Origin of the sequence: Streptomyces sp. NBC_01197 (assembly GCF_036010505.1) — a bacterium.
GTDB lineage: Bacteria > Actinomycetota > Actinomycetes > Streptomycetales > Streptomycetaceae > Streptomyces.
The window spans coordinates 3,055,219-3,079,766 of record NZ_CP108569.1 but is presented as its reverse complement, the minus strand read 5'-3'; the positions used below and the strand labels follow the sequence as shown (position 1 = coordinate 3,079,766).

Genomic DNA, 24,548 nt, shown 5'->3' with positions numbered 1-24,548 from the left:
GAGACCGGGCCGCGTGCTTGGCAGATGGCTCAGGTGGTCAGACCGGCGCTGGTCAGCCAGATGTGTTCGCATGTCGCGGACGCCTCTTGGAGCTTCTCGCGGGATTCCTGTGAGGCGTGGTAAAAGGTCCGCTCGATCATCCAGCACAAGGCGCGTGCCATCGCTGAGGCTTGGTCCGGTTCGGCGCCGGCCTGGATGCCGGCCCGTTCCAGGACTGCGGTGATGGCGGCGATGAACAAGTCAGCCGTGTGGCTCCACAGCTCGCCGATCTCCGGCACGGTCAACGACAGGTCGATGGCCGTGCGCATGACCAGGCCGTGCTCGTTCCACAACTCGACCGTGCGCTGCATGGCTGCCGCGATGGCCTGGCGTGGCTCGTCGGTCTGCGCGGTGACCCGGGACCGTTCCCACAGGTGCTCGACGGTCCGGGCCACGAGCGCCGTGACCACTTCTTGCCTGGAGCCGAAGTAGAAGTACAGGGCGCCGCGTGTGATGCCGGCGCCCTGCGCGATGTCGCCGACGGTCATGGCGTCGTAGCCCTTTTGCGCCAGCAGGGCTTCGCAGGTGTCGAGGATGGCCCGCTCCCGGACGTCCCCCTTGCGTTCGGTGGTGCGTCGGCTCCGCGCTGGGTGGTGGCCGGGCATCAGAGCTGAGCACCGTCGGCGAAGTCGGTCGTGCGGGAGAGCGTCTCCCATGCGCGGATGTCCTCGTCCACAGCCGTACGCGCGGCGGTGACCAGTCGCAGCGCGTCCGAGCCCAGGACGAGGTGGGCCGGCGGCTGCTCGACCGAGGTGATGCGCACGACCGCTTCCCCGGCCTTGGCCGGGTTGCCCAGCTGGTTCCCGCTGGCCTTCTGCCGCGCTTCGCGGATGGGGGTGAACATTTCGTCGTAGTCGTCGACGGTCCGCGCGGCACGTGTCATGGACCGTCCGGCCCAGTCGGTGCGGAAGGAGCCGGGCTCGATCGCCGTCACATGGATTCCGAAGTGCGCGACTTCCTTGCCCAGCGCCTCCAGGATGCCTTCCAGGGCGAACTTGCTGCCGCAGTAGGCGGACATGCCGGGCACGGCCATGAGCCCGCCCATGGAGGTGACGGCCATCAGGTGTCCGCGGCGGCGTCGGCGCATGTGGGGCAGTGCTGCCTGCAGGGTGGCCACTGCCCCGAACACGTTGACTTCGAACTGCCGTCGCACGTGGGCCAGCGGGGTTTCCTCGAAGGTTCCCTCCAGGCCGTAGCCGGCGTTGGCGACGACGACGTCCAGAGGGCCGACGCTCCGCTCGACCTCCGCGACGGCGCCGGAGACGGCGTCACCGTCCGTCACGTCCAGGATGCGGCCGTGAGCCTGCCCGGGCCTGAGCTCTTCGAAGGCCCGCAGGTCCTCCTCGGAACGGACGGTGCCGACGAGGGTGTGCCCGGCGGCCAGGGCGGCTTGCGCGAAAGCGCGCCCCAGGCCCGTGCTGACGCCGGTGATGAGCCAGTTCCGCTTCTCCATTGGTCCTCCAGGGAGGTCTCGCGAGGAGCCTGGCCGCTCCCTTCAGTAAAAGTCTACACGATGTCGATTTTTATCGTTACTGCGTCGATTTTCGCAGGCGTGCAGGGGGCGGCGGGGCTGCGGGATCCTGGAGCTGACCGGATCCGATCGGGTCCAAGTCCGTCTGGTTCACGCTCGAAACGGCCCCGTGAACGACGGAAGCGCGCCGTTTGCTGCGCCCCTCGAATGACCTCAGCCAGCTGTGGCGGCGGGGCTGTCGGTGAGGTCGAGGGTGTCTGCGAACCGGCTGGTGTGGGTGGCTACTCGCTGCCCGAGGTGACGGGCGGTGGACAGGTCGGAGCCGTGGACGGCTTCGGGGCCCTGGTCGTTCCAGGTCTGGGCGCCGGCGCCGAGGTAGAACCCGAGTCGGTTGTGGTCGTGTTCGCTGGCGGTGGTGGTGTTCCAGCCAGGGAGCAGGCCGAGGCTGATCCAGTGCATGCCGTGCTGGGCGGCGAGCATCGAGAAGTACTGCAGGGTGTGCAGTTTGTCGCCGCTCATGGAGCCGGAGTTGGTGAATCCGGCGGCTATTTTGTCCTGCCAGGCGCGGGTCATCCACCGTGCGGAGGTGGCTTCGGCGAAGGTGTGGAAGGCGCCGGAGGCGCTGCCCATGTAGGTCGGGCTGCCGAAGATGATCGCGTCGCACCGGTCGAGGGTGCGCCAGTCGTCGTCGGTGATGGTGGCGACGTCGATCATTTCGACGATTGTGCCGGGTACTGATGCGGCTCCCTGGGCGACGGCGTTTGCCAGTTCGCGGGTGTGGCCGTAGCCGGAGGTGTAGGCGATACCGACGGTGATGCTGGTCATGATTGTTGTTCCGTTCCTGGGTCCGTGGTGGTCCATGGTGGTCCGTGGTGGTTCGTGGGTGCGGTCGGCTGGTCAGGTTTCGCGGGCGTTGGCTGTCTCGGTCATGTCGGGGTACCGGTCGCCGGTGACCTGGGCGGCGATGGGTTCGAGTTGCGCTAGTTCGTCGGCGGTGAGGGTGAGTTCGAGTGCGGCGAGGTTTTCTTGCAGGCGGTTCGGGCGCCGGGTGCCGGGGATCGGCACGACGGTGAGGTTGTGGACGGCGCTTTGCTGGTGCAGCCAGGCCAGCGCGACCTGTGCGGGGGCGGCGCCGCGGTCGGCGGCGATCGTGGTGATGGGGTGCAGGAGCGCTGCGTTGCGTTGGGCGTTCTCGCCGGTGAAGCGGGGGAACCGGGAGCGGACGTCGCCGGCGGCGAACTCGCTTGGTAGGGCGCCGGTGAGGAGGCCGCGACCGAGCGGGGAGTAGGCGACCACGCCGACGCCGAGTTCGGCGGCGGTGGGTACGAGGCTGCGTTCGATGTCGCGGGTGAACAGCGACCACTCCGATTGCACGGTGCTGATCGGGTGGTGCGCGTGGGCTTCGCGCAGTTCGTCGCCGGTGACCTCGGACAGGCCGAGATGGCGGACCTTGCCGGCCTGGACGAGCTCGGCCATCGTTCCGACGGAGTCGGCCAGCGCGACGGCCGGGTCGCGGCGGTGCATGTAGTAGAGGTCGATGACCTCGATGCCCAGCCGCGTCAGGCTGGCGTCGACGGCACGGCGGATATAGGCGGGGTCGTTGCTGATCGACATCGATCCGTCATCGGCGCGGACGTTGCCGAACTTGGTCGCGATGACGACGTCGTCCCGGTGGGCGCCGACGAACGGGGCGAGGAAACGCTCATTGTCGCCCTGGCCGTACATGTCGGCGGTGTCGAACAAGGTGACACCGGCGGACAGGGCGGCGTCGAGGGTCCGGCGGGCCGAGTCGTCGTCGGTGTCGCCGTAGAACTCGCTCATCCCCATGCAGCCCAGCCCTTGCGCGCCGACGACGGGGCCGTCGGAGCCGAGCCGGACGGTCGATATGGATTGGTTCGTCATGAGACCTCCTAGTGATCGTAACGAGTCGCTATCCGTGGTGACGCCGTCAACGTTAATCACGTATCGGTGTCAGCGTCAATGTCAACGGAATCTTGTTACCATCGACATATGCGCAGGGACCTTGGCTCGCCCGAGACGGGTGCGGAACGACGTGACCAGCAGGAAGCGATCCTGCAGGCGGCGGCCGAGCTGCTGACCGAGCACGGCCCGGCCGGCATCTCGACGCGGGCGGTCGCGACCGCCGCCGGGGTGCAGACACCTGCCTTGTATCGCTTGTTCGGGGACAAGGACGGCCTGCTCGACGCCCTCGGCAGCTACGTGTTCGAGAGCTATCTGGCCGAAAAGCGGGGACTGGAACCGAGCGAGGATGCGATCGACGACATCCGGCGCGGCTGGAACATCCACGTCGACTTCGGGCTGAGCAATCCCGCTTCCTACGCCCTGATGTACGGCAACCTGCGCCCGGGGCGCCGCCCGGCCGCCGCCCAGGAGAACGCCGAGATCCTGCGCCGTCTGCTCGAACGGGCCCGCGAGCAGGGCCGGCTCCGCGTTCCGGTCGAGACGGCTGCTCGGGCCATCGAGGCGTCGACGACCGGAGCCGTGCTGCTGCTGCTGGCGCAGCCCGAGGGCGACCGCGACCCGGCCCCGCTCACCGGGCTGCGTGACACCGTCATCGACTCGATCGTCAGCACCGAACCGGCGGCCGACGCCCGAACGAGAATCGCCGACCGGGCTCAGGCGCTGCTGGCTGCTGTCGGTGACGGCCGCGGCGCCGACCCCGTCGCGGACGCCGGGTTCAGAACCACCGAAGCAGCGCTGTTGCGTGACTGGCTGACCATCCTGAGCCGATGACAACCCGATGAGCCTTCTGAGGAGACGCCGAAGACGCGGTCTGGAGACGCCGACGAGGTGGTCTTGTGCGTGGAGGGGCTCTCCGCAGGTTCGATAACCATCCGGGACAGGTCCAGGCGCACCTTCCCGGATGCGGACTCGACCTTGAGAACCCCTGTTGTGAAAATGCCGACGGGCCGGACCAGGTGATGCCCAGGTCCGGCCCGTCGTCCGATGGTCTCTACAGGTCGAGTTGGTACTGGAGTGTCGTGTGTGTGGGCACGTAGCCGAGGCTGTCGCTGATGTGCCTCATGTGCGTGTTGCTGTCGGCGGTGTCGGTCAGGAGGCCACCGAGGTCTTGATAGCGTCCGAGGGCTTGTCGGATCGACTCGGCCTTCATCCATCGGCCGAGGCCGTGTCCGCGGTGCTCGGGCAGCACGCCGGTGCCGTAGTGCTGGCCATCACCCGTGCCACTGCCGGAGACGACGAGTTCTGTGAACCCGGCGATCGAGTCGTCGGTCGTGTCGATGGCGACGACCGTGTGCAGCTGGTCGCCGCGGTCCTGCACGGCCTTCGCCGCGGCCCGGACCCGGTCCACGTCCCAGGTCACGGCGCCGTAGTCGGTGTCTTCCATGGGCATGTCGTCCATAGCACGGCGTGAGGCGGCGAACGTCTGGGCGAGATCGTCGGGAACGGTTCCCTGCCATGAAGCCAGGCGGTAGCCGGGATGCGGACGCTCGACGATCTCGGCGAGGGTGGTGGGGTCCACGCCGGCCAGGGGCAAGCGGGCGAACCTCAGAGTGAGCACCTCGCGGAACCCGCGGTCCGACAGGAAGCGGTCGCCGGGCGAGCCGGCCTCGGCCTGCGCGGTGACGCAGGATCGGGCGTTGTCCCGGGCGGCGGCCACAGCTGTGTCGAGGAGTCGGGAGCCGACGCCCTCGCGGCGCTCCGTGGGATGGACGTGGAGGGTCAATTCGGCCAGGTGCGCCTGTCCGCCATCGAAGAGGCGCAGAAAGGCCGTCCCGACGGGGATGGAATCGGCGTCGGACGCCAGCCAGGCAAGGCGTCGGCTGTGCGCCCCATGAGCGGGGTCGGTCAGTGGGGTGATGCGAATCGGCAAGGCGTCTCCGTCGTGAGGAGGTGGCAAAGGTCAGTACGCGGGCACAACTGCTGGGCACTCCTGCGCATGTGCTCCACACCTCCTCGTCGACAGCACCGGTCCGGAACGAGATGGACCGCTGGGTGAACTTAGCTGGCCGATCGGTTCCTCGGCAACGGTCAACGGGTAGGCGCGTTCGGCGAGCAGGGTGCGGTTGAAGCGTTCGCTTCCTGCGGCTCTGCACCAGCAACACCGAACGCCCCGACGCCCTGGCAGACTTCCGCCACACCTACAACAACAACCACCACCGCTGCCACACCGCACTCGCCGGTCGGCCACCCGTCACCCGCGTCAACAAACTCGCGGGGTTACAGGCCAGGGGCGACCTTGATGATGTCCCACTCCCGGTCATCGTTGTTGCTGCACTGGTGCAGGGTGAGCCGGTTCTTGGTGGTGACCGGCTGACCGGGATGGCTGTAACCGTCGACGTTGAGGCAGAGCCCGTCGCTCGCGTAGTTGTGGAACCAGTAGTGGCCGTCGTCCTGCTTCTCCAGCCACCACAGCTGGTTGTCGGGATTGGTGCCGGCGCAGGTGAACTCGGACACCTGGGCCCCGACCGGCTGAGCGCCTCCCTCTGGCAGGTCCATGCAGAGGCTGTCCTTGATGTTGCGGATCTGGAAGAGGCTGTTGTTGTTCGGGCCGCCGTGCGGGCGCTGGACCTCCAGGTCCCAGATCTGGTTGTCCTGGTCCGTGGGGTTGCAGTCGCTCTCCTGGACCGGGCCGCCGATCTGGCCCTTGTCCCTGCCGGGGAGTTCGGCGCACAGGTGGGTGACCGAGTTCTTGATCTCCACGTGTTTGGCGTTCGCCGGATCGGGCTTCTTCTTGGGTGCGCCGCCTCCGCCTCCGCCTCCGCTGCCTCCGTTTCCACCGCCGCTGTTGCCGGCGTCCGGGTTGGGAGCGGACGGGGAGGGCGGTGGGGGCTCGCTGGCCGCGGGTGGCGGCAGACTCGGCGTGGGGGTCGGGGCGGGGATGGCACCTGCCTGCTCGACCTTCGCCACGGCGCGGGTGGCGACGGTGGGTTTGTGGGTGAACCAGTACATGACGAAGACGATGGCGATGGCCATGAAGATCGCGAAGACGGTGGCGAGCCAGCGGGGGAGTACGCCGCGTTGGACGTAGAGGCCGTCGACGTCGTGGGGTTTGGTGCCGGAGCGCTGGATGGCGAGGCGGTAGGGGCGGTCCTGTTTGCGGCCGAACCAGGTGATCTGGCGGGGGCGGAGGGTGGCGCGTACGAAGGCGGCGCGGCCGGGTTCGATCTGGACGTTGGCCGGGAGGATCTCGTACGAGAGCTGGTCGCCGTTCTCGCTGCCGTTGACCGAGGCGGTGAGCTTGGTGTTGCCGAGGTTGTCGATCGCGAGCTTGGGGCGTCCGCGGAATCGGCCCTTGACGGTGTGGGGGACGAGTTCGGCGCGGATTTCGGAGAAGGGGGTGATGGTGACGTTGCCCTCGGGGACGGTGGTCGCCTCGGGGTGTTCGGTGGGGATGACCTGGACGCCGTACGGGTTGGGTCCGGCGATGGCGTCGGGGGTGCGTGGCGGGGCGAACGTGAGGTCCACGGTGCCGGTGGTGCCGGGGAAAAGTCGGATGGTCGGTGGTTCGACGGTCACGTACGGGGCCAGGTCACCGACGGGTACGCACCGGTACTCGTCGACGACGTCGCCCGTGTTGCGCAGCCGTAGCCGCACGGTGGCCGTACTGCCCGGGTCCACCGTGGTGGAAGCAGGCTCCAGAGAAGTCCAGATGCTCACCCCCGGACACTAGTCAAGGCCATGACATGGTGTCATCGGCCTGCGGGGCAGGGCCGATGCCCTGGGCGGCCCTTCCGGCTGCCCTTCGCGTCGCCGTCCGAACCACACCGTTCAGATCCGGCCCCCGCACGCTGACCCGCGCCGGGGGCCGTCCGAACCACACCGTTCAGATCCGGCCCCGCACGCTGACCCGCGCCGGCGCGCTCAGGGCCCGCCGCCCCGCCACCCCGGTCGGCCGGTCAGTACAGCGGGCCGCCGCCGAAGGCCGTTCGGTGTGAGGCGGCCCGTCGGCCGTCGGGTTCGGTCACTCCGTACTCCTCGGCGAGTTCGGCGACGACATACGTGTGCCCGCTGCGCTCCGGCAACCGGTCGTCGTCCGCGAGGCGGGCGATGACGGAGCCGACGAATCCGGGTGACTCGGCGTCCGCCAGCCGGAACCCGGCCACCTCCTTCACACCGGCCTCGACCAGCCCGTCCGTACGCACCAGGCCGGGCCAGAGGGAGAGCGCCGACACCCCCGACGCGCGCAGTTCGTGCGCCATGTCGGCGGCCATCTTGTCCAGGCCCGCCTTGGAGATGCCGTAGAGCACCGAGTGCAGCGGGGCCCGGGCGCCGAACGAGGAGATGTTGACGATCAGACCGCTGCCGCGGGCCACCATGTGACGGGCCGCGTGCACCGATGCGACGTAGTGGGCGCGCAGCCCGATGCCGACCAGCGGCTCCCAGTCGGAGACGGGCCGGGTCCAGAACGGCTCGTCGAATCCGGCCATGCCGTCGGGCGCCACCCATACGTTGTTGACCAGCAGGTCAAGTCGGCCTCGCTCGCCCGTGATCCGCGCGATCACTGCCTCGACCTGTGAGTCGTCGCGGTGGTCGCAGCGCAGGCCGATGCCCTCGCCGCCGGCCTCTGTGACCCGGCGGACGGTCTCCGCCTGCGGGCTGCCCGGATCTGGCTCGCCCCGGCCGGTGACGTAGACGGTCCAGCCGTGCGCGCCGAGCGCGGTGGCGATGCCCCGGCCGACGCCCTTGCCGGTACCGGTGACCAGCGCGACGCGCGTCACGGTCGCCCCGGTCACTGAAACCCTCCCTGGTCGACGGCGTACCCCTGGGGCAGCGGGCGGCTCAGGGACCACAGGGTGCGGAAGTGGTGCCTGGCCAGGCGCCATGCGCCGTCCTCGACGACGTACCGGTCGTCGTACTCACCGCACATCACCCGCTCGGTCTCCTCGGCGAGATTGCGCTGCCGGAAGCGCAGCGTCCAGCGGCCGCTGGCCTCGGTGGGTGAGCGGAAGGTGATCTGCGGGTGCAGGCCGTGGTGCATGTCCAGGACGATGTGGCCCTCGGTGCCGCGGGCCAGCGCGATCCGGCTGAAGAGGGTGACGAGGTCATCGACGGTGGCGAAGGAGCCCAGTTCGCCGTAGTCGATGTCGGCGCCCGCACGGATGAAACAGGCGCGGAACTCCTCGGGGTCCTTGTGGTCGCACGCGCGCAGGTAGCGGTACTTCAGCTCCTCGATCTCCTGGCGCGCCTCCAACCGGGCAACACGCTCGGCAAGATCCGGGCTCGGTGGGGCGGCGGACGGCGACGGCATCGCCGGCTCCTCTCGGCGGACGGATGGGTCGGCCGAGACGGTATGCGGCGGACACGGGCGGGGGCCACGGCGGTTTCCCTGTCAGTGGGAGAAGCGGATACCGGGGCGGGCGACAGGGGCCTGCTGTCGGCGCCTGTACGGACGGTTGCCGCGTCCTGCCCGGGCGGTCGCGGCGTTCCTGCCCGGGCGGCCGTGGCCTTCGCGTCCGGCAGGCCCTAGTAGCGCAGCGCCGCGAACCAGTCCTTCCGCCCCCGGCGGGTGAGGTCGAGAAGGTGCCAAACCGGGCTCAGCAGGTCGATGCCCCGCTGGTCGATGTCGTCGGACATCCGTGGGTGGGCCGAGTAGACGTGGCGTACGGACCCGTCGTCGTCGCGGGTGAACACGGACACCTGCGAGTCCTGGACGCCGTCGGCGTCCTCGCTGCCCAGGTCGGACTTGAAGGTGCTGGAACCGGCGCTGAGCAGACGCAGGTTCGTCCACTTCCGGTTTCGGGCGTGCGCGCGGAGCTCGGGCAGGCCAGCCGCGGCGACGATCGCCAGATCGGCGTTCTGCGCCACGTGGCGGGCCACCCCGTTGAAGCCGTCGATCCACATCGTGCACATGGGGCACGGTTCGGTCTGCTTCTTGCCGTACATGAGGTGGTAGACGATCAGGTCCCGTCCGGGCCGGGTGAAGAGTTCAGCCAGGCGCACGGTCTTCACCGGTCCGTCACCGGCCTGCAGATCGGCCGGGCCCTCCTCGAATACGTAGTCGTCGACGACCGGGCCCAGCGGGAGCCGGCGACGCAGGTCCGCGACGCGTTCGCGGTGGCGCATCAGCTCGATCTCGGCCCGCCCCAGTTCCTCCCGGGCACTGATGTATTCGGCCGATTCCCCGGCGAGACCGGTCTGACGCATCGCTACCTCCGGCTGAGTCGCTGTCTGGTGGCCGTATTCGCTCCGGCGCAGCAGCGTATGCCCACGTAACGGGCGTACCGGGCAGCGAAACGGCCGGGCCACTCCGCCGCCGCCGTACGCCGAAGGGCCGCCACTCCCGAGCGGGGGAAGTGACGGCCCTTCGGCCAGACGCAAACGGTGCTCAGATGCCCGGAGGCTCAGGCGCCGGACTCGGAGGACGCGGACTCGGAGGACGCAGCCTCGGAAGACGCAGACTCAGAGGACGCGGACTCAGAGGACGCGGACCGCGCCGGTCGGCTGGTCGTAGCTCAGGGGGCGCTCGACCACACCGGTGCTCGGGTTCTGCGCGCCGACGAACTGGCCGCCGCCGACGTAGATGGCCACGTGGTACGCGCTGCCGGAGCTGCCCCAGTAGAGGATGTCGCCGGGCTGCAGGTTGCTCAGCGAGACCTGGGTGCCCGCGGTCGACTGGCCCTGGGAGACGCGGGGGAGGTCGACACCCACGTTCTTGTACGCGGCCTGGACCAGACCCGAGCAGTCCCATGAGCTGGAGCCGGTGCCGCCCATGACGTACGCGTCGCCGATGTGGGACTTCACGAAGCTCACGATGGACGCGACGGAGCCGGAGCCCAGCGAGGAGGTGGACGAGCTGGCGGCCGTGGTGACGGCGTGCAGCGCCGTACGGGCGGACGAGCGAGAGGCGCGCGCGGCGGCCTCGGCCTTCGCCTTGGCCTCGGCCTTGGCCTTCGCTTCGGCCTTCTTCTTGGCCTCCGCCTTGTGCACGGCCTCCGTGTGGGCCTTCTTGGCGGCCTTGGCGGCCTCCTGGGCCGCGGTGTCCTGCTGGGCCTGCTGCTGGAGGTCGGAGGCGACCTGCTCCGTGACGTCGGCTACCTGGGCCGCGCTGAGGGTGGGCATCTGGATGGTGCTCTCGTTCACCGGCTCGGCCGCGTTCGCCGAACCAGCGGCACCCGCCACTGCGATGGTGCTGAGAACGCCACCGGCGACTCCGGCACGGAGCGCGGTCCTGGCTGCGCTGCTGCGGCGGGGCTTCCGGTGGCTGGGTATGTGAGCGGTGTGGGACATGAGCACTACCGCTATCAGGCATTCCGGGGTGGCTTCAACAAACGTGTGTTGCGCCACAGTTACGACTGGAACACTCCATTCCGGTTGCCTGCGGCCTTTATTGACGCCGAAACGGGCAATACGGGCGGGCGCGATCAAGGTCGTGATCATGGGCTTTCTGCAATACGCCCGAATTGCCCGACGCCTACCATCCGTTCACGAGGTTGGCCAAGCCCTGCTTCTTCCGCACCCGGGCCGGGTGAGGCAGGTCACATGGCTGCCGCGAACCGGAGGGCGCCGGTGCTGCGTCCGCGACCGAAGCCGCGGATGCCGCTCCTCCGCCTCTCTTCTGCTCACTCTTCCGGATCGCGTCCGGGGTGCTTGTCGGACCGCTTCGGGATCGTGTCCGGGCCGACCCTGCGGTGCCTTCGCGATCGCCTCCGTTGTCGCCCCCGTAGTTACCCCCGGGCCCGCTAGTGAACGCGTGCACGCACCGCCCTGCGGCTGCCGGGCGCCTCCCTCTGCCGAGCCGAAGTTCCGATATCACCCATCCGTGTCCATCGCCAATTTGCATGGAAGAGCCACTACTTGATAGTGACGCACGCTCTCGACCAGCGCTGACGCAGTGAGATGTCACGTCTCGTGACCACTCGGGCGCTTCACGTATGAAGATCACCGGTCATCCGACTTGATGATCCTTCGTCAGGTGGTGGAGATCACAAAGGCGTTGTCGTACCCCGTGTCGCAGATCACAGACCGGCGGGCATAGGATGCGGAGCAGTCGGGCTTGTGACCTGCTTCACATATTCGCGATCTTCGTCAGGACGGCGGGGGAGCGAGGCGGACGAGCCGGCCCGATGCGGTCCAACGGTCAAGGACGACTGGAAGGAGCGAGGAGCGTGAATGCCTACGCGCCCATCCTCGTGCTCGGCGCCCTCGGGGCGGGGTTTGCGATCTTCTCCGTGGTCATGGCCACGCTTATCGGTCCCAAGCGCTACAACCGGGCGAAGCTCGAGGCGTACGAGTGCGGTATCGAACCGACACCCACGCCGGCCGGAGGTGGCCGTTTCCCCATCAAGTACTACCTGACGGCGATGCTGTTCATCGTCTTCGACATCGAGATCGTCTTCCTCTACCCCTGGGCGGTCACCTTCGACTCCCTGGGGCTTTTCGGGCTCGTCGAGATGCTGCTCTTCGTGCTCACCGTCTTCGTCGCCTACGCGTATGTGTGGCGGCGCGGCGGTCTGGAATGGGACTGAGGGGCTGAGGAGCACACCATGGGACTCGAAGAGAAGCTGCCGAGCGGATTTCTGCTGACCACCGTCGAACAGGCCGCCGGCTGGGTGCGGAAGTCCTCCGTCTTCCCGGCCACGTTCGGCCTCGCCTGCTGCGCCATCGAGATGATGACGACGGGTGCGGGCCGCTACGACCTCGCGCGGTTCGGCATGGAGGTCTTCCGCGGTTCGCCGCGGCAGGCGGACCTGATGATCGTGGCCGGGCGGGTGAGCCAGAAGATGGCGCCCGTCCTGCGGCAGGTGTACGACCAGATGCCCAACCCCAAGTGGGTTATCTCCATGGGGGTTTGTGCGTCTTCAGGCGGCATGTTCAATAATTACGCAATTGTTCAGGGTGTAGATCATATCGTCCCGGTTGATATCTATTTGCCCGGTTGCCCGCCGCGTCCCGAGATGCTGATGGACTCCATCCTCAAGCTCCACCAGAAGATCCAGAGCTCCAAGCTCGGGGTCAATCAGGTCGAAGCGGCCCGCGAGGCGGAGGAGGCGGCCCTCAAGGCGCTCCCGACGATCGAGATGAAGGGGCTGCTGCGGTGAGCGGCGACGAAGAGCAGCGCGAAGAGAACGGCGCGGCGCCCGCCCCGCGCGGCGAAGACGGTGAGGTCATCGGCGTACGCAAGGGGATGTTCGGCGCCCGCAACGGCGGGGACACCAGCGGATACGGCGGTCTCGTACGGACCGTGGCCATGCCCGGAGCCACGAACCGCCCCTACGGCGGCTGGTACGACGAGGTCGCCGACGAGCTGGAGGGCGCGCTGGAGGAGCAGGGGCTCGTCCCGGAGAACGCCATCGAGAAGACGGTCGTCGACCGGGACGAACTCACCTTCCACATCGACCGCGAGCACCTGCTGACCGTGGCGAGGACACTGCGCGACGACCCGGCCCTGCGCTTCGAACTCTGCACCGGTGTCAGCGCCGTGCACTTCCCCGGCGACAAGGGCCGCGAACTCCACGCGGTCTACCACCTGCGCTCGATCACCCACGGCCGGCTGATCCGGCTGGAGGTCGGCACGCCGGACGCGGACCCGCACATCCCGTCGCTGGTCACCGTCTACCCGACGAACGACTGGCACGAGCGCGAGGTCTACGACTTCTTCGGCCTGATCTTCGACGGCCACCCCGCCCTCACCCGGATCATGATGCCGGACGACTGGCAGGGCTTCCCGCAGCGCAAGGACTACCCCCTGGGCGGGATCGCCATCGAGTACAAGGGCGCCCAGATCCCTGCTCCGGACCAGCGGAGGTCGTACACCTGATGACCACTTCCAGTGAAGCTCCCCGCGCCTCGGCCGCCTCGGCCCGCGAGACGACCGAGGGGACTGTATATACAGTCACCGGCGGCGACTGGGACGAGGTCGTCCAGTCCGCGGCCAAGGCCGACGACGAGCGCATCGTCGTCAACATGGGGCCGCAGCACCCGTCCACGCACGGTGTGCTCCGGCTCATCCTGGAGATCGACGGCGAGACCGTCACCGAGGCCCGCTGCGGCATCGGCTATCTGCACACCGGCATCGAGAAGAACCTCGAATACCGGACCTGGGTCCAGGGCACCACCTTCGTCACGCGCATGGACTACCTGACGCCGTTCTTCAACGAGACGGCGTACTGCCTGGGCGTCGAGAAGCTGCTCGGCATCGAGGAGCAGATCCCCGACCGCGTCTCGGTGATCCGGGTCATGCTGATGGAGCTCAACCGGCTCGCCTCGCACCTGGTGGCCATCGCCACCGGCGGCATGGAGCTGGGCGCGACGACGATCATGATCTACGGCTTCCGGGACCGTGAACTCATCCTCGACCTCTTCGAGCTGATCACCGGCCTGCGGATGAACCACGCGTTCGTCCGGCCTGGCGGACTGGCCCAGGACCTGCCGCCCGGCGCCGTGGACCAGCTGCGCGAGTTCCTCAGGACGATGCGCAAGAACCTGCCGGAGTACGACAAGCTCGCCACCGGCAACCCGATCTTCAAGGCGCGTATGCAGAACGTCGGCTATCTCGACCTGGCCGGCTGCATGGCGCTCGGCGCGACCGGGCCGATCCTGCGCTCCGCGGGCCTCCCGCACGACCTGCGCAAGACCGACCCGTACTGCGGCTACGAGAACTACGAGTTCGAGGTGCCGACCGCCGACACCTGTGACGCGTACGGCCGTTTCCTGGTCCGCCTCGAAGAGATGCGCCAGTCGCTGCGGATCGTCGAGCAGTGCCTGGACCGGCTGGAGCCGGGCCCGGTCATGGTCGCCGACAAGAAGATCGCCTGGCCCGCGCAGCTCGCGCTCGGCCCGGACGGACTCGGCAACTCGCTGGACCACATCAAGAACATCATGGGCACCTCCATGGAGGCCCTGATCCACCACTTCAAGCTGGTGACCGAGGGCTTCCGGGTCCCGGCCGGACAGGCGTACACCGCCGTCGAGTCGCCCAAGGGCGAACTGGGCGTCCACATGGTCTCGGACGGCGGCACCCGCCCCTACCGCGTCCACTTCCGCGACCCGTCCTTCACCAACCTCCAGGCGATGGCGGCGATGTGCGAGGGCGGCCAGGTCGCCGACGTCATCGTCGCCGTCGCGTCCATCGACCCCGTGATGGGAGGCGTCGACCGATGACGGAAGCTCATTCGGCGGCTCCGGCGACTCCGGCGGCATCGGCCGCCCCGACGAGCCTGGGCATGCCCCAGCTCCCCGCCCCCGATTACCCGGCCGACGTACGCGCCAGGCTCGACGCGGACGCCAAGGAGATCATCGCCCGCTACCCGGACAGCAGGTCCGCGCTGCTCCCGCTGCTGCACCTGGTGCAGGCCGAGGAGGGGTACGTCACCCGGACCGGTGTCCGGTTCTGCGCGGAGTCGCTGGAACTGACCACCGCCGAGGTCACCGCGGTGTCCACCTTCTACTCGATGTACCGGCGCAAGCCGAGCGGCGACTACCAGGTGGGCGTCTGCACCAACACCCTCTGCGCGGTGATGGGCGGCGACGCCATCTACTCCGCGCTGCGCGAGCACCTCGACATCGGCGACGGGGAGACCACCGAGGACGGCAAGGTCACGCTGGAGCACATCGAGTGCAACGCGGCCTGCGACTTCGCGCCGGTCCTGATGGTCAACTGGGAGTTCTTCGACAACCAGACCGTCGAGTCCGCGAAGCAGCTCGTCGACGACCTCCGGGACGGACAGCAGGTCGCCCCGACCCGGGGCGCGCCGCTCTGCACCTACCAGGAGACCTCCCGGATCCTGGCCGGCTTCCCCGACGAGCGGGACGGAGCGGTCGAGTCGACCGGCGGCGCGGGACACGCGTCGCTGGTGGGCCTGCGGCTCGCGAAGGGCGAGGCGCCGCAGGCGCGCGTGGTGTCCCCGCGCGGCGGCTCACCGAAGGCTCCTCCCCAGCCCGGCTCCGAGCACCTCAGCTCGCACGACGCACCGCAGAAGACCTCGGCGTCAGACCCGGAGCACCCGGCAGGCCCCGTGACAGAGGAGGGGGAGTGATGAGCGTGGCAACCGAGCTCAACGGCAGCGGGAACGGCGAGGGCGACGGCGAGACCAGCCCCGAGAAGCTGCTCACCCCCGTACTCTCCGCCTTCTGGGACCAGCCGGAGTGCTGGACCCTGGAGACGTACAAACGGCACGACGGGTACGAGGGGCTGAAGAAGGCCCTCGCCATGGCGCCCGACGACCTCATCGCCTACGTCAAGGACTCGGGCCTGCGCGGCCGCGGCGGCGCAGGCTTCCCCACCGGGATGAAGTGGCAGTTCATCCCGCAGGGTGATGGAAAGCCGCACTACCTCGTCGTCAACGCCGACGAATCGGAGCCGGGAACCTGCAAGGACATCCCTCTCCTCTTCGCCAACCCGCACTCCCTCATCGAGGGCATCGTGATCGCCTGCTACGCGATCAGATCCGCACACGCCTTCATCTATCTGCGCGGCGAAGTCGTCCCCGTACTGCGGCGGATGCACGAAGCGGTCCGCGAGGCGTACGAGGCGGGCTACCTCGGCAAGGACATCCTGGGCAGCGGACTCGACCTCGACATCACCGTGCACGCGGGGGCGGGCGCGTACATCTGTGGTGAGGAGACCGCACTCCTCGACTCCCTGGAAGGCCGCCGCGGCCAGCCCAGGCTCCGGCCTCCTTTCCCCGCTGTCGCCGGCCTCTACGCATGTCCCACTGTGGTGAACAACGTGGAGTCCATCGCGTCGGTTCCCGCGATCCTGAACCGGGGCAAGGACTGGTTCAAGTCGATGGGCACCGAGAAGTCCGCCGGGTTCACGCTGTACTCGCTCAGCGGGCACGTCACCAGCCCCGGCCAGTACGAGGCCCCGCTCGGCATCACCCTGCGCCAGCTGCTCGACATGAGCGGCGGCATGCGGCGCGGCCACCGGCTCAAGTTCTGGACGCCGGGCGGCTCTTCGACCCCGATGTTCACCGACGAGCACCTCGACGTGCCGCTGGACTACGAGGGCGTGGGCGCCGCCGGATCGATGCTCGGCACCAAGGCTCTCCAGTGCTTCGACGAGACGACCTGTGTGGTGCGGGCCGTCACCCGTTGGACCGAGTTCTACGCGCACGAGTCCTGCGGCAAGTGCACGCCCTGCCGCGAAGGGACGTACTGGCTCGTCCAGTTGCTCCGCGACATCGAAGCCGGGAAAGGCGAGATGTCCGACCTCGACAAGATCAACGACATCGCCGACAACGTCAACGGCAAGTCGTTCTGCGCGCTCGGCGACGGCGCCGCTTCGCCGATCTTCTCCTCGCTCAAGTACTTCCGCGAGGAGTACGAGCAGCACATCACCGGCAAGGGCTGCCCGTTCGACCCTGCCCTGTCGACCGTCTGGGCCGACGAGCCCCGGCACATCTCGGAGGTGAACGCATGACAGTGACGACGAACAGCGCTCCCTCCGGGGGCGGTGAGGCAGCAGTGCCGCCCGAGGACCTGGTGTCGCTGACCATCGACGGCATCGCGATCTCCGTCCCGAAGGGGACCCTGGTCATCCGCGCCGCCGAACAGCTCGGCATCGAGATCCCGCGCTTCTGCGACCACCCGCTCCTCGACCCCGCGGGCGCCTGCCGCCAGTGCATCGTCGAAGTCGAGGGCCAGCGCAAGCCGATGGCCTCCTGCACCATCACCTGCACCGACGGCATGGTCGTCAAGTCGCAGCTCACCTCGCCGGTCGCCGAGAAGGCCCAGCACGGTGTGATGGAACTGCTCCTCATCAACCACCCGCTGGACTGCCCGGTCTGCGACAAGGGCGGCGAGTGCCCGCTGCAGAACCAGGCGATGTCGCACGGCAACTCCGACTCCCGCTTCGAGGGCAAGAAGCGGACCTTCGAGAAGCCCGTACCGATCTCGACCCAGGTGCTGCTCGACCGCGAGCGGTGCGTGCTCTGCGCCCGCTGCACCCGCTTCTCCAACCAGATCGCCGGCGACCCGATGATCGAGATGGTCGAACGCGGCGCGCTCCAGCAGGTGGGGATCGGTGAGGGCGACCCGTTCGAGTCGTACTTCTCCGGCAACACCATCCAGATCTGCCCGGTCGGCGCGCTGACCTCGGCGGCCTACCGGTTCCGCTCCCGCCCCTTCGACCTGGTGTCGTCGCCCTCGGTGTGCGAACACTGCGCGGGCGGCTGCGCGACCCGCACCGACCACCGGCGCGGCAAGGTCATGCGGCGGCTCGCCGACAACGACCCCGAGGTCAACGAGGAGTGGCTCTGCGACAAGGGGCGCTTCGCGTTCCGCTACGCCCAGCGCCCGGACCGGCTCACCACCCCGCTCGTACGGAACGAGCACGGCGTACTGGAAGCGGCCAGCTGGCCGGAGGCGCTGGAGCGGGCCGCGAACGGCCTCGCGGCGGTGCGCGGCCGGGCCGGCGTCCTGACCGGCGGCCGCCTCACCGTCGAGGACGCGTACGCCTACGCCAAGTTCGCGCGTGTCGCCCTCGACACCAACGACGTCGACTTCCGCGCCCGGGTGCACTCCGCCGAGGAGGCCGACTTCCTGGCCGCCCGGGTCGCGGGCCGCGGCAGGGACCTAGGGGGAGGGAGCGGCGTCACCCACACCTCGCTGGAACAGGCCCCGGCCGTCCTGCTCGCCGGATTCGAGTCCGAGGAGGAGGCCCCCGGCATCTTCCTGCGGCTGCGCAAGGCGCACCGCGGTCACGGGCAGCGCACCTTCTCCCTCGCCCCCTACGCCACACGCGGCCTGGAGAAGGCGGGCGGCACGCTGCTGCCCGCAGCGCCCGGTACCGAGACCGAGTGGCTGGACGCCATCGCGGGCGGGGTCGGCCTGGACGCCGAAGGCCAGCAGGCCGCCGAAGCCCTCCGTACGGAAGGCGCGGTGATCATCGTCGGCGAACGGCTCGCCGCCGTACCCGGCGCGCTCACCGCCGCCGTACGCACGGCGGCCGCCACCGGCGCCGCCCTGGTCTGGGTGCCCCGCAGGGCCGGGGAGCGCGGCGCCGTCGAGGCGGGCGCGATCCCCGCGCTGCTGCCCGGCGGCCGCCCCGCCACCGATCCGCGGGCCCGCGAGGAGGTGGCCGCGGTCTGGGGCGTACGCGAACTCCCGCACCGCTTCGGCCGGGACACCGGACAGATCCTCGAAGCGGCCGCCACCGGCGAACTGGGCGCGCTGCTCGTCGCGGGTGTCGAGACCGCGGACCTCCCCGACCCGGCGCGGGCCGAGGAGGCGCTCGACAAGGTCGGCTTCCTGGTCTCGCTCGAACTGCGGCCCAGCGCGGTCACCGACCGCGCCGACGTGGTCCTCCCGGTGGCCGCCGTCGCCGAGAAGGCAGGCACCTTCCTCAACTGGGAAGGCAGGGCACGGGTCTTCGAGGCGTCACTCAAGCCCGAGCACATGACACGCACCCTGGCCCCGGCCGACTCGCGGGTGCTGCACATGCTCGCCGACGCGCTCGCCGCCGTCGGAGGCGCTGACCGGCTCAGCCACTTCGCGCTGCCGGACATCGCGTCCGTACGCGACGAGATGGACCGGCTCGGCGCCTGGACCGGGCAGTACGCGGGCGACCCGGCCGGCACAGTCGCTCCGCTGCCCCCGCCCTCCGAGGGGGAGGCGGTACTCGCGGGCCACCGGCTGCTGCTCGACCTGGGGCTGCTCCAGCAGGGCGACGACGCGCTGGCCGGCACCCGGCACGCGGCGGTCGCCCGGCTGTCGGCCGCGACCGCCGACGAGACGGGCGTCAAGGACGGCGACGTCCTCGCCGTCACCGGCCCCGCGGGCGGCGTACAACTGCCGCTCCGGATCACCGAGATGCCCGACCGGGTGGTCTGGCTCCCGCTGAACTCGACGGGCGGCGGCGTCCTGCGCGACACCGGCGCCCGCCCGGGCGAACTGGTGCGGATCTCCGCCGCACCGGCCGCACCAGCCGCACCCGCGGCCACGACGGAGGTGGAGGCGTGACGAACTACTACCTCGCAGCGACCGAGGACCTGTCGATGTTCGGACGGGACCCCTGGTGGCTGGTTGTCCTCAAGGCCGTCTTCTGCTTCGCCTTCCTGATGATCACCGTGCTCTTCTCCATCGTGTGGGAGCGCAAGGTCGTCGCCTGGATGCAGCTGCGCATCGGCCCCAACCGGCACGGCCCCTGGGGCATGCTCCAGTCGCTCGCCGACGGCATCAAGCTGATGCTGAAGGAGGACCTGGTCGTCAAACGGGCGGACAAGCTGGTCTACGTCCTCGCGCCGATCGTCGCCGCGGTACCCGCCTTCATGGCGATCGCGGTGATCCCCTTCGGCCCGTCGGGCAACGAGGTGTCGATCTTCGGCCACCGTACGACGATGCAGCTCACCGACCTGCCGATCGCGATGCTCTACATCCTCGCGGTCGCCTCGGTCGGCATCTACGGCATCGTCCTGGCCGGCTGGTCCTCCGGATCGACGTACCCGCTGCTCGGCGGACTCCGCTCCTGCGCGCAGATGATCAGCTACGAGATCGCGATGGGCGCCGCCTTCGCCTCCGTCTTCCTCTACTCGGGGTCGATGTCGACCTCGGCGATCGTGGACGCGCAGAAGGACCGCTGGTTCATCGTGCTGCTGCCGGTCTCCTTCATCATCTACATCGTCACGATGATCGGTGAGACCAACCGCGCCCCGTTCGACATGCCGGAGTCCGAAGGCGACCTGGTCGGCGGCTTCAACACCGAGTACTCGTCCATCAAGTTCGCGATGTTCATGCTGGCCGAGTACGTCAACATGGTCACCGTGTCGGCGGTCTCCGCGACGCTCTTCCTGGGCGGCTGGCGGGCCCCGTGGCCGATCTCCACCTTCTGGGAGGGCGCGAACCACGGCTGGTGGCCGATGCTCTGGTTCGTCATCAAGGTCCAGCTCCTCCTCTTCTTCTTCATCTGGCTGCGCGGCACGCTTCCACGCGTGCGCTACGACCAGTTGATGAAGCTCGGCTGGAAGGTCCTCATCCCGGTCTCCGTGGTCTGGCTGATGCTGGTGGCGACCGTGCGGGCGCTGCGCAACGACAACTACGACTACTCCCGGATCGTGCTCTACGGAGCCGGGGCCGTCGTGGCGATCCTGCTGCTCTCCTTCGTCTACGACATCTTCCGTGACAAGCAGGAGAAGCAGGGGCGGGCCGCCGAGGAAGCCGCGGGCCCGGGGCCGGCCTTCGACCCGATGGCCGGCGGCTTCCCCGTACCGCCGCTGCCGGGACAGACCCTTCCGCCGGTACCCCGGCGGCGCTCACGCACGGATCGGGAGCTGATTGTCAGTGGCGGCGTGGACACTGTGAGTGACGGAAAGGAGGCTGACGATGCCTGACCGCTCTAATGAGGCTTCTGGGGGCGGGACCCCCCAGGACCCCAAGGCTCCGTGGCAGAACCCGGTGGCCGGCTTCGGCGTGACCTTCAAGGCCATGTTCAGGAAGCGGCTCACCGAGCAGTACCCGGAGCAGGAGAAGACGACGGCGCCCCGCTTCCACGGGCGGCACCAGCTCAACCGGCATCCGGACGGACTGGAGAAGTGCATCGGGTGCGAGCTGTGCGCCTGGGCCTGCCCGGCGGACGCGATCTATGTGGAGGGCGCGGACAACACCGAGGAGGAGCGCTACTCCCCGGGCGAGCGGTACGGCCGCGTCTACCAGATCAACTACGCCCGCTGCATCCTGTGCGGACTCTGCATCGAGGCCTGCCCCACCAGGGCGCTGACGATGACCAACGACTTCGAGCTGGCCGACAGCAGCCGCGCCAATCTGATCTACACCAAGGAGCAGCTGCTCGCCGGTCTGGACGAGGGCATGGTCGACTCCCCGCACTCGATCTTCCCGGGCACCGACGAACAGGACTACTACCGGGGCCTGGTGACCGAGGCCGCCCCCGGTACGGTCCGCCAGACCGCGGTCTCCAAGGGCGAGACGGCCGGGCCGACGGCCGCGGCCGGGGCACCGAACGAGGGGGCGCAGGCGTGAACTCCCTGACCTCCACCGGTGAGGCGTTCCAGTTCTGGGTGCTGGGCACGGTCGCCGTTATCGGCGCGCTCTGCACCGTAATGATGCGGCGGGCTGTGCACAGCGCGCTGAGCCTCGCCGGGACCATGATCATCCTGGCGGTGTTCTACCTCGCCAACGGCGCGTACTTCCTGGGCGTCGTCCAGATCATCGTCTACACCGGCGCGATCATGATGCTCTTCCTCTTCGTGGTCATGCTGGTCGGCGTCACCGCGGCCGACTCGCTCACGGAGACCATCAAGGGCCAGCGCTGGCTGGCCGTGCTCTGCGGGCTCGGCTTCGGGATCCTGCTGATCGCCGGTATCGCCAACGCCTCGCTCAAGACCTTCACGGGCCTGGGCAAGGCCAACGCCAACGGCAATGTGCAGGGTCTCGCGGCCCTCATCTTCACCAAGTACGTCTTCGCCTTCGAGATCACCGGCGCGCTGCTCATCACGGCGGCCGTCGGTGCGATGGTGCTCACCCACCGGGAGCGCACCGAACAGGCCAGGACCCAGCGGCAGATGTCCGAGGACCGCGTACGCAGCAAGCAGCTGCCGCCGCTGCCCGCCCCCGGGGTCTACGCCCGGCACAACGCCGTGGATGTCGCGGGACTGCTCCCGGACGGGACCCCGTCGGAGCTCACCGTCATGCAGACCCTGCGTCAGCGGGGCCAGATCCGCGATGTGTCGAGCCAGGCCATGGCGGACCTCAGGGCGCTGGAGCAGCGCTCCGAGGAGCGGCTCGGCCGTACGTCGGGACACGGCCACGACGCCGGGATCGCCGGGGACCGCAACGGGTCCGAGGGTGACCGGGCCGGTCGGTCCGACCGGCCCGACCGGGAAGAGGAGGAGGCGAAGTGAATCCGGTCAACTATCTCTATCTCGCCTCGCTGTTGTTCACCATCGGCGCGGCCGGGGTGCTGATCAGGCGGAACGCCATCGTGGTCTTCATGTGCGTGGAGCTGATGCTCAACGCCTGCAACCTCGCGTTCGTCGCCTTCTCCCGTATGCACGGAAACCTGGACGGCCAGATCATCGCGTTCTTCACGATGGTCGTTGCCGCCGCGGAGGTCGTGGTCGGGCTCGCGATCATCGTGTCGCTCTTCCGTTCCCGCCACTCGGCCTCGGTCGACGACGCCAGCCTGATGAAGCTGTAAGGGGACGCTGAACAGTGGAGAACCTGATTGCGCTGCTGATCGCAGCGCCTTTGCTCGGAGCGGCGGTACTGCTCTGCGGTGGGCGGCGGTTCGACCGTGCCGGCCACTTGCTGGGCACGCTGTTCGCCGCCGCGTCCTTCGTGCTGGCGGCCGTCCTCTTCGTCAACATGCTGGGGAAGAGCGCGGACCACCGCACCCTGCACCAGCACCTGTTCAGCTGGATCCCGGTGGCCGGCTTCAAGGCCGACGCCGCCTTCCAGCTCGACCAGCTGTCGATGACGTTCGTCCTGCTGATCTCCGGTGTGGGCACACTGATCCACATCTACTCGATCGGCTACATGGAGCACGACGAGCGGCGCCGCCGCTTCTTCGGCTATCTGAACCTCTTCCTCGCGGCGATGCTGCTGCTGGTCCTGGCCGACAACTACCTGCTGCTGTACGTCGGCTGGGAGGGCGTCGGCCTCGCCTCGTACCTGCTGATCGGCTTCTGGCAGCACAAGCCGTCCGCGGCGACGGCGGCCAAGAAGGCCTTCATCGTCAACCGCGTCGGCGATATGGGCCTGTCGATCGCGATCATGCTGATGTTCACCACGTTCGGGACCTTCGCCTTCGGCCCGGTCCTGCACTCCGTGGGGGGCGCGTCGCAGGGCAAGCTCACCGCCATCGGCCTGATGCTGCTGCTCGCCGCGTGCGGCAAGTCGGCGCAGGTGCCGCTGCAGTCCTGGCTCGGTGACGCGATGGAGGGCCCGACCCCGGTCTCGGCCCTGATCCACGCGGCGACGATGGTGACCGCGGGCGTCTACCTCATCACCCGCTCCGGCGCGATCTTCAACGCCGCCCCTACCGCGCAGCTGGCCGTCGTGGTGGTCGGCGCGGTCACGCTGCTCTTCGGGGCGATCGTCGGTTGTGCGAAGGACGACATCAAGAAGGCCCTCGCGGGCTCGACCATGTCGCAGATCGGCTACATGATCATGGCGGCGGGCCTCGGCCCGATCGGCTACGCCTTCGCGATCATGCACCTCGTCACGCACGGCTTCTTCAAGGCCGGACTCTTCCTCGGCGCCGGATCGGTCATGCACGGCATGAACGACGAGGTGGACATGCGGAAGTACGGCGGCCTGCGGAAGTACATGCCGGTGACGTTCGTGACCTTCGGCCTCGGCTACCTGGCGATCATCGGCTTCCCCGGCCTCTCCGGCTTCTTCTCCAAGGACAAGATCATCGAGGCGGCCTTCGCGAAGGGCGGCACCGAGGGCTGGATCCTCGGCGGCGCGGCCCTGCTGGGCGCAGGCATCACCGCGTTCTACATGACACGGGTCATGCTGATGACGTTCTTCGGTGAAGAGCGGTGGCGCCACACACCCACCGCTTCCCCCGCCGAACCGAGTGTCGAGCCCGCCGCTGAGCACCGCGGTGAGCACAGCGAGCCGCACCCGCACGAATCGCCCAGGTCGATGACCATCCCCATGATCATCCTGGCCTTCGGCTCGGTCTTCGCCGGCGCGTTCTTCGGCATCGGCAACCGCTTCCTGCACTGGCTGGAGCCCATCACCGGCCACTCCGAGGGCAATTCACCGGTCAGCGCCGGTGTCGTCACCGCCGGGACGATGGTGACCCTGGTGATCGGCGTCGCCATCGCCTGGCTCGTCTACGGACGCAAGCCCGTGCCAGCGGTGGCCCCCAGGGGCTCGCTGCTCACCCGCGCCGCCCGGCGCGACCTGCTCCAGGACGACTTCAACCATGTGGTCCTGGTCCGCGGCGGTGAACACCTCACCCGCTCGCTGGTCTACCTCGACCACTCCCTGGTGGACGGCGTCGTCAACGGCACGGCCGCCTCGGTCGGCGGGCTCTCGGGCCGGCTGCGCAAACTGCAGAACGGCTACGCCCGCAGTTACGCGGCCTCGATGTTCGGCGGCGCAGTGATCCTCGTCGCCGCGACCCTGCTGATGAGGGCGGTCTGATCAC

At 68.9% G+C, this 24,548-nt stretch carries 23 protein-coding genes and 1 pseudogene; 14 read left to right on the top strand and 10 right to left on the bottom strand.

Going from position 1 to position 24,548, the window contains the following annotated elements:
* Positions 1–29 precede the first annotated feature (29 nt).
* From OG452_RS13930 to OG452_RS13915, 4 genes are all read right to left on the bottom strand, one after another.
* On the bottom strand, positions 30–644 hold the full coding sequence (locus OG452_RS13930) for a TetR/AcrR family transcriptional regulator (protein ID WP_327295927.1): 615 nt from the start codon (positions 642–644) through the stop codon (positions 30–32).
* A complete protein-coding gene (locus OG452_RS13925) occupies positions 644–1,492 on the bottom strand; it encodes an oxidoreductase (RefSeq protein ID WP_327295926.1) in 849 nt (282 codons plus the stop codon). The genes OG452_RS13930 and OG452_RS13925 overlap by 1 nt, the downstream gene beginning before the upstream one ends.
* A gap of 231 nt (positions 1,493–1,723) precedes the next feature.
* Positions 1,724–2,335 (bottom strand): flavodoxin family protein, encoded by a 612-nt coding sequence (locus OG452_RS13920; RefSeq protein ID WP_327295925.1) that lies wholly within the window; start codon positions 2,333–2,335, stop codon positions 1,724–1,726.
* A gap of 72 nt (positions 2,336–2,407) precedes the next feature.
* Entirely contained in the window at positions 2,408–3,412 is a 1,005-nt protein-coding gene (locus tag OG452_RS13915; RefSeq protein WP_327295924.1) for an aldo/keto reductase, read from the bottom strand.
* A 108-nt stretch (positions 3,413–3,520) separates the two neighbouring features.
* Between OG452_RS13915 and OG452_RS13910 the strand changes: the two genes are divergently transcribed.
* Complete coding sequence (locus tag OG452_RS13910; RefSeq protein ID WP_327295923.1) at positions 3,521–4,264, top strand: TetR/AcrR family transcriptional regulator; 744 nt, start codon at positions 3,521–3,523, stop codon at positions 4,262–4,264.
* Positions 4,265–4,484: 220 nt separating this feature from the next.
* Here the strand turns inward: OG452_RS13910 and OG452_RS13905 are convergent, their stop codons facing one another.
* Positions 4,485–5,363: a GNAT family N-acetyltransferase gene (locus OG452_RS13905; RefSeq protein WP_327295922.1), complete on the bottom strand. Its 879-nt coding sequence runs from the start codon at positions 5,361–5,363 to the stop codon at positions 4,485–4,487.
* Positions 5,364–5,569: 206 nt separating this feature from the next.
* Between OG452_RS13905 and OG452_RS13900 the strand changes: the two are divergent.
* A pseudogene (locus tag OG452_RS13900) lies at positions 5,570–5,719 on the top strand (IS481 family transposase); the annotation flags it as partial.
* On the opposite strand, the gene OG452_RS13895 reads toward OG452_RS13900, so the two are convergent.
* The 5 genes from OG452_RS13895 to OG452_RS13875 form a co-directional block, all read right to left on the bottom strand.
* Positions 5,711–7,150, bottom strand: a complete 1,440-nt coding sequence (locus OG452_RS13895; protein ID WP_327295921.1) for an RICIN domain-containing protein — start codon at positions 7,148–7,150, stop codon at positions 5,711–5,713. The pseudogene OG452_RS13900 and the gene OG452_RS13895 sit on opposite strands and share 9 nt — an antisense overlap.
* Before the next feature lie 239 nt (positions 7,151–7,389).
* The gene (locus OG452_RS13890; protein WP_327295920.1) at positions 7,390–8,226 is read right to left on the bottom strand and encodes an SDR family NAD(P)-dependent oxidoreductase; all 837 of its coding nucleotides are present in this window, start codon (positions 8,224–8,226) and stop codon (positions 7,390–7,392) included.
* Positions 8,223–8,741, bottom strand: a complete 519-nt coding sequence (locus OG452_RS13885; protein ID WP_327295919.1) for a nuclear transport factor 2 family protein — start codon at positions 8,739–8,741, stop codon at positions 8,223–8,225. Before OG452_RS13885 ends, OG452_RS13890 begins: the two co-directional genes overlap by 4 nt.
* A 215-nt stretch (positions 8,742–8,956) precedes the next feature.
* Positions 8,957–9,637 (bottom strand): DUF899 family protein, encoded by a 681-nt coding sequence (locus OG452_RS13880; protein WP_327295918.1) that lies wholly within the window; start codon positions 9,635–9,637, stop codon positions 8,957–8,959.
* 270 nt (positions 9,638–9,907) lie between these two features.
* Entirely contained in the window at positions 9,908–10,720 is an 813-nt protein-coding gene (locus tag OG452_RS13875; RefSeq protein WP_327295917.1) for a C40 family peptidase, read from the bottom strand.
* Between the two features lie 878 nt (positions 10,721–11,598).
* Between OG452_RS13875 and OG452_RS13870 the strand changes: the two genes are divergently transcribed.
* The 12 genes from OG452_RS13870 (at position 11,599) to nuoL (ending at position 24,544) form a co-directional block, all read left to right on the top strand.
* A complete protein-coding gene (locus OG452_RS13870) occupies positions 11,599–11,958 on the top strand; it encodes an NADH-quinone oxidoreductase subunit A (RefSeq protein WP_250299117.1) in 360 nt (119 codons plus the stop codon).
* Positions 11,959–11,976: 18 nt separating this feature from the next.
* A complete protein-coding gene (locus OG452_RS13865) occupies positions 11,977–12,531 on the top strand; it encodes a NuoB/complex I 20 kDa subunit family protein (RefSeq protein WP_327295916.1) in 555 nt (184 codons plus the stop codon).
* The gene (locus OG452_RS13860) at positions 12,528–13,250 is read left to right on the top strand and encodes an NADH-quinone oxidoreductase subunit C (protein ID WP_327295915.1); all 723 of its coding nucleotides are present in this window, start codon (positions 12,528–12,530) and stop codon (positions 13,248–13,250) included. The genes OG452_RS13865 and OG452_RS13860 overlap by 4 nt, the downstream gene beginning before the upstream one ends.
* On the top strand, positions 13,250–14,593 hold the full coding sequence (locus OG452_RS13855) for an NADH-quinone oxidoreductase subunit D (protein WP_327295914.1): 1,344 nt from the start codon (positions 13,250–13,252) through the stop codon (positions 14,591–14,593). Before OG452_RS13860 ends, OG452_RS13855 begins: the two co-directional genes overlap by 1 nt.
* Before the next feature lie 62 nt (positions 14,594–14,655).
* Positions 14,656–15,468 (top strand): NADH-quinone oxidoreductase subunit NuoE, encoded by an 813-nt coding sequence (nuoE, locus tag OG452_RS13850; RefSeq protein ID WP_327299619.1) that lies wholly within the window; start codon positions 14,656–14,658, stop codon positions 15,466–15,468.
* Complete coding sequence (nuoF, locus tag OG452_RS13845) at positions 15,468–16,853, top strand: NADH-quinone oxidoreductase subunit NuoF (protein ID WP_327295913.1); 1,386 nt, start codon at positions 15,468–15,470, stop codon at positions 16,851–16,853. Before nuoE ends, nuoF begins: the two co-directional genes overlap by 1 nt.
* The gene (locus tag OG452_RS13840) at positions 16,850–19,393 is read left to right on the top strand and encodes an NADH-quinone oxidoreductase subunit G (protein WP_327295912.1); all 2,544 of its coding nucleotides are present in this window, start codon (positions 16,850–16,852) and stop codon (positions 19,391–19,393) included. Before nuoF ends, OG452_RS13840 begins: the two co-directional genes overlap by 4 nt.
* A gap of 35 nt (positions 19,394–19,428) precedes the next feature.
* Positions 19,429–20,760: an NADH-quinone oxidoreductase subunit NuoH gene (gene nuoH, locus OG452_RS13835; protein ID WP_327299618.1), complete on the top strand. Its 1,332-nt coding sequence runs from the start codon at positions 19,429–19,431 to the stop codon at positions 20,758–20,760.
* Positions 20,753–21,406, top strand: a complete 654-nt coding sequence (gene nuoI / locus OG452_RS13830; protein ID WP_327295911.1) for an NADH-quinone oxidoreductase subunit NuoI — start codon at positions 20,753–20,755, stop codon at positions 21,404–21,406. Before nuoH ends, nuoI begins: the two co-directional genes overlap by 8 nt.
* Positions 21,403–22,287 (top strand): NADH-quinone oxidoreductase subunit J, encoded by an 885-nt coding sequence (locus tag OG452_RS13825; protein ID WP_327295910.1) that lies wholly within the window; start codon positions 21,403–21,405, stop codon positions 22,285–22,287. The genes nuoI and OG452_RS13825 overlap by 4 nt, the downstream gene beginning before the upstream one ends.
* Positions 22,284–22,583, top strand: coding sequence for an NADH-quinone oxidoreductase subunit NuoK (nuoK, locus tag OG452_RS13820; RefSeq protein WP_129773108.1), 300 nt, complete (start codon positions 22,284–22,286; stop codon positions 22,581–22,583). Before OG452_RS13825 ends, nuoK begins: the two co-directional genes overlap by 4 nt.
* 14 nt (positions 22,584–22,597) lie before the next feature.
* Positions 22,598–24,544, top strand: a complete 1,947-nt coding sequence (gene nuoL, locus OG452_RS13815; RefSeq protein ID WP_327295909.1) for an NADH-quinone oxidoreductase subunit L — start codon at positions 22,598–22,600, stop codon at positions 24,542–24,544.
* The last annotated feature ends 4 nt before the right edge of the window (positions 24,545–24,548 follow it).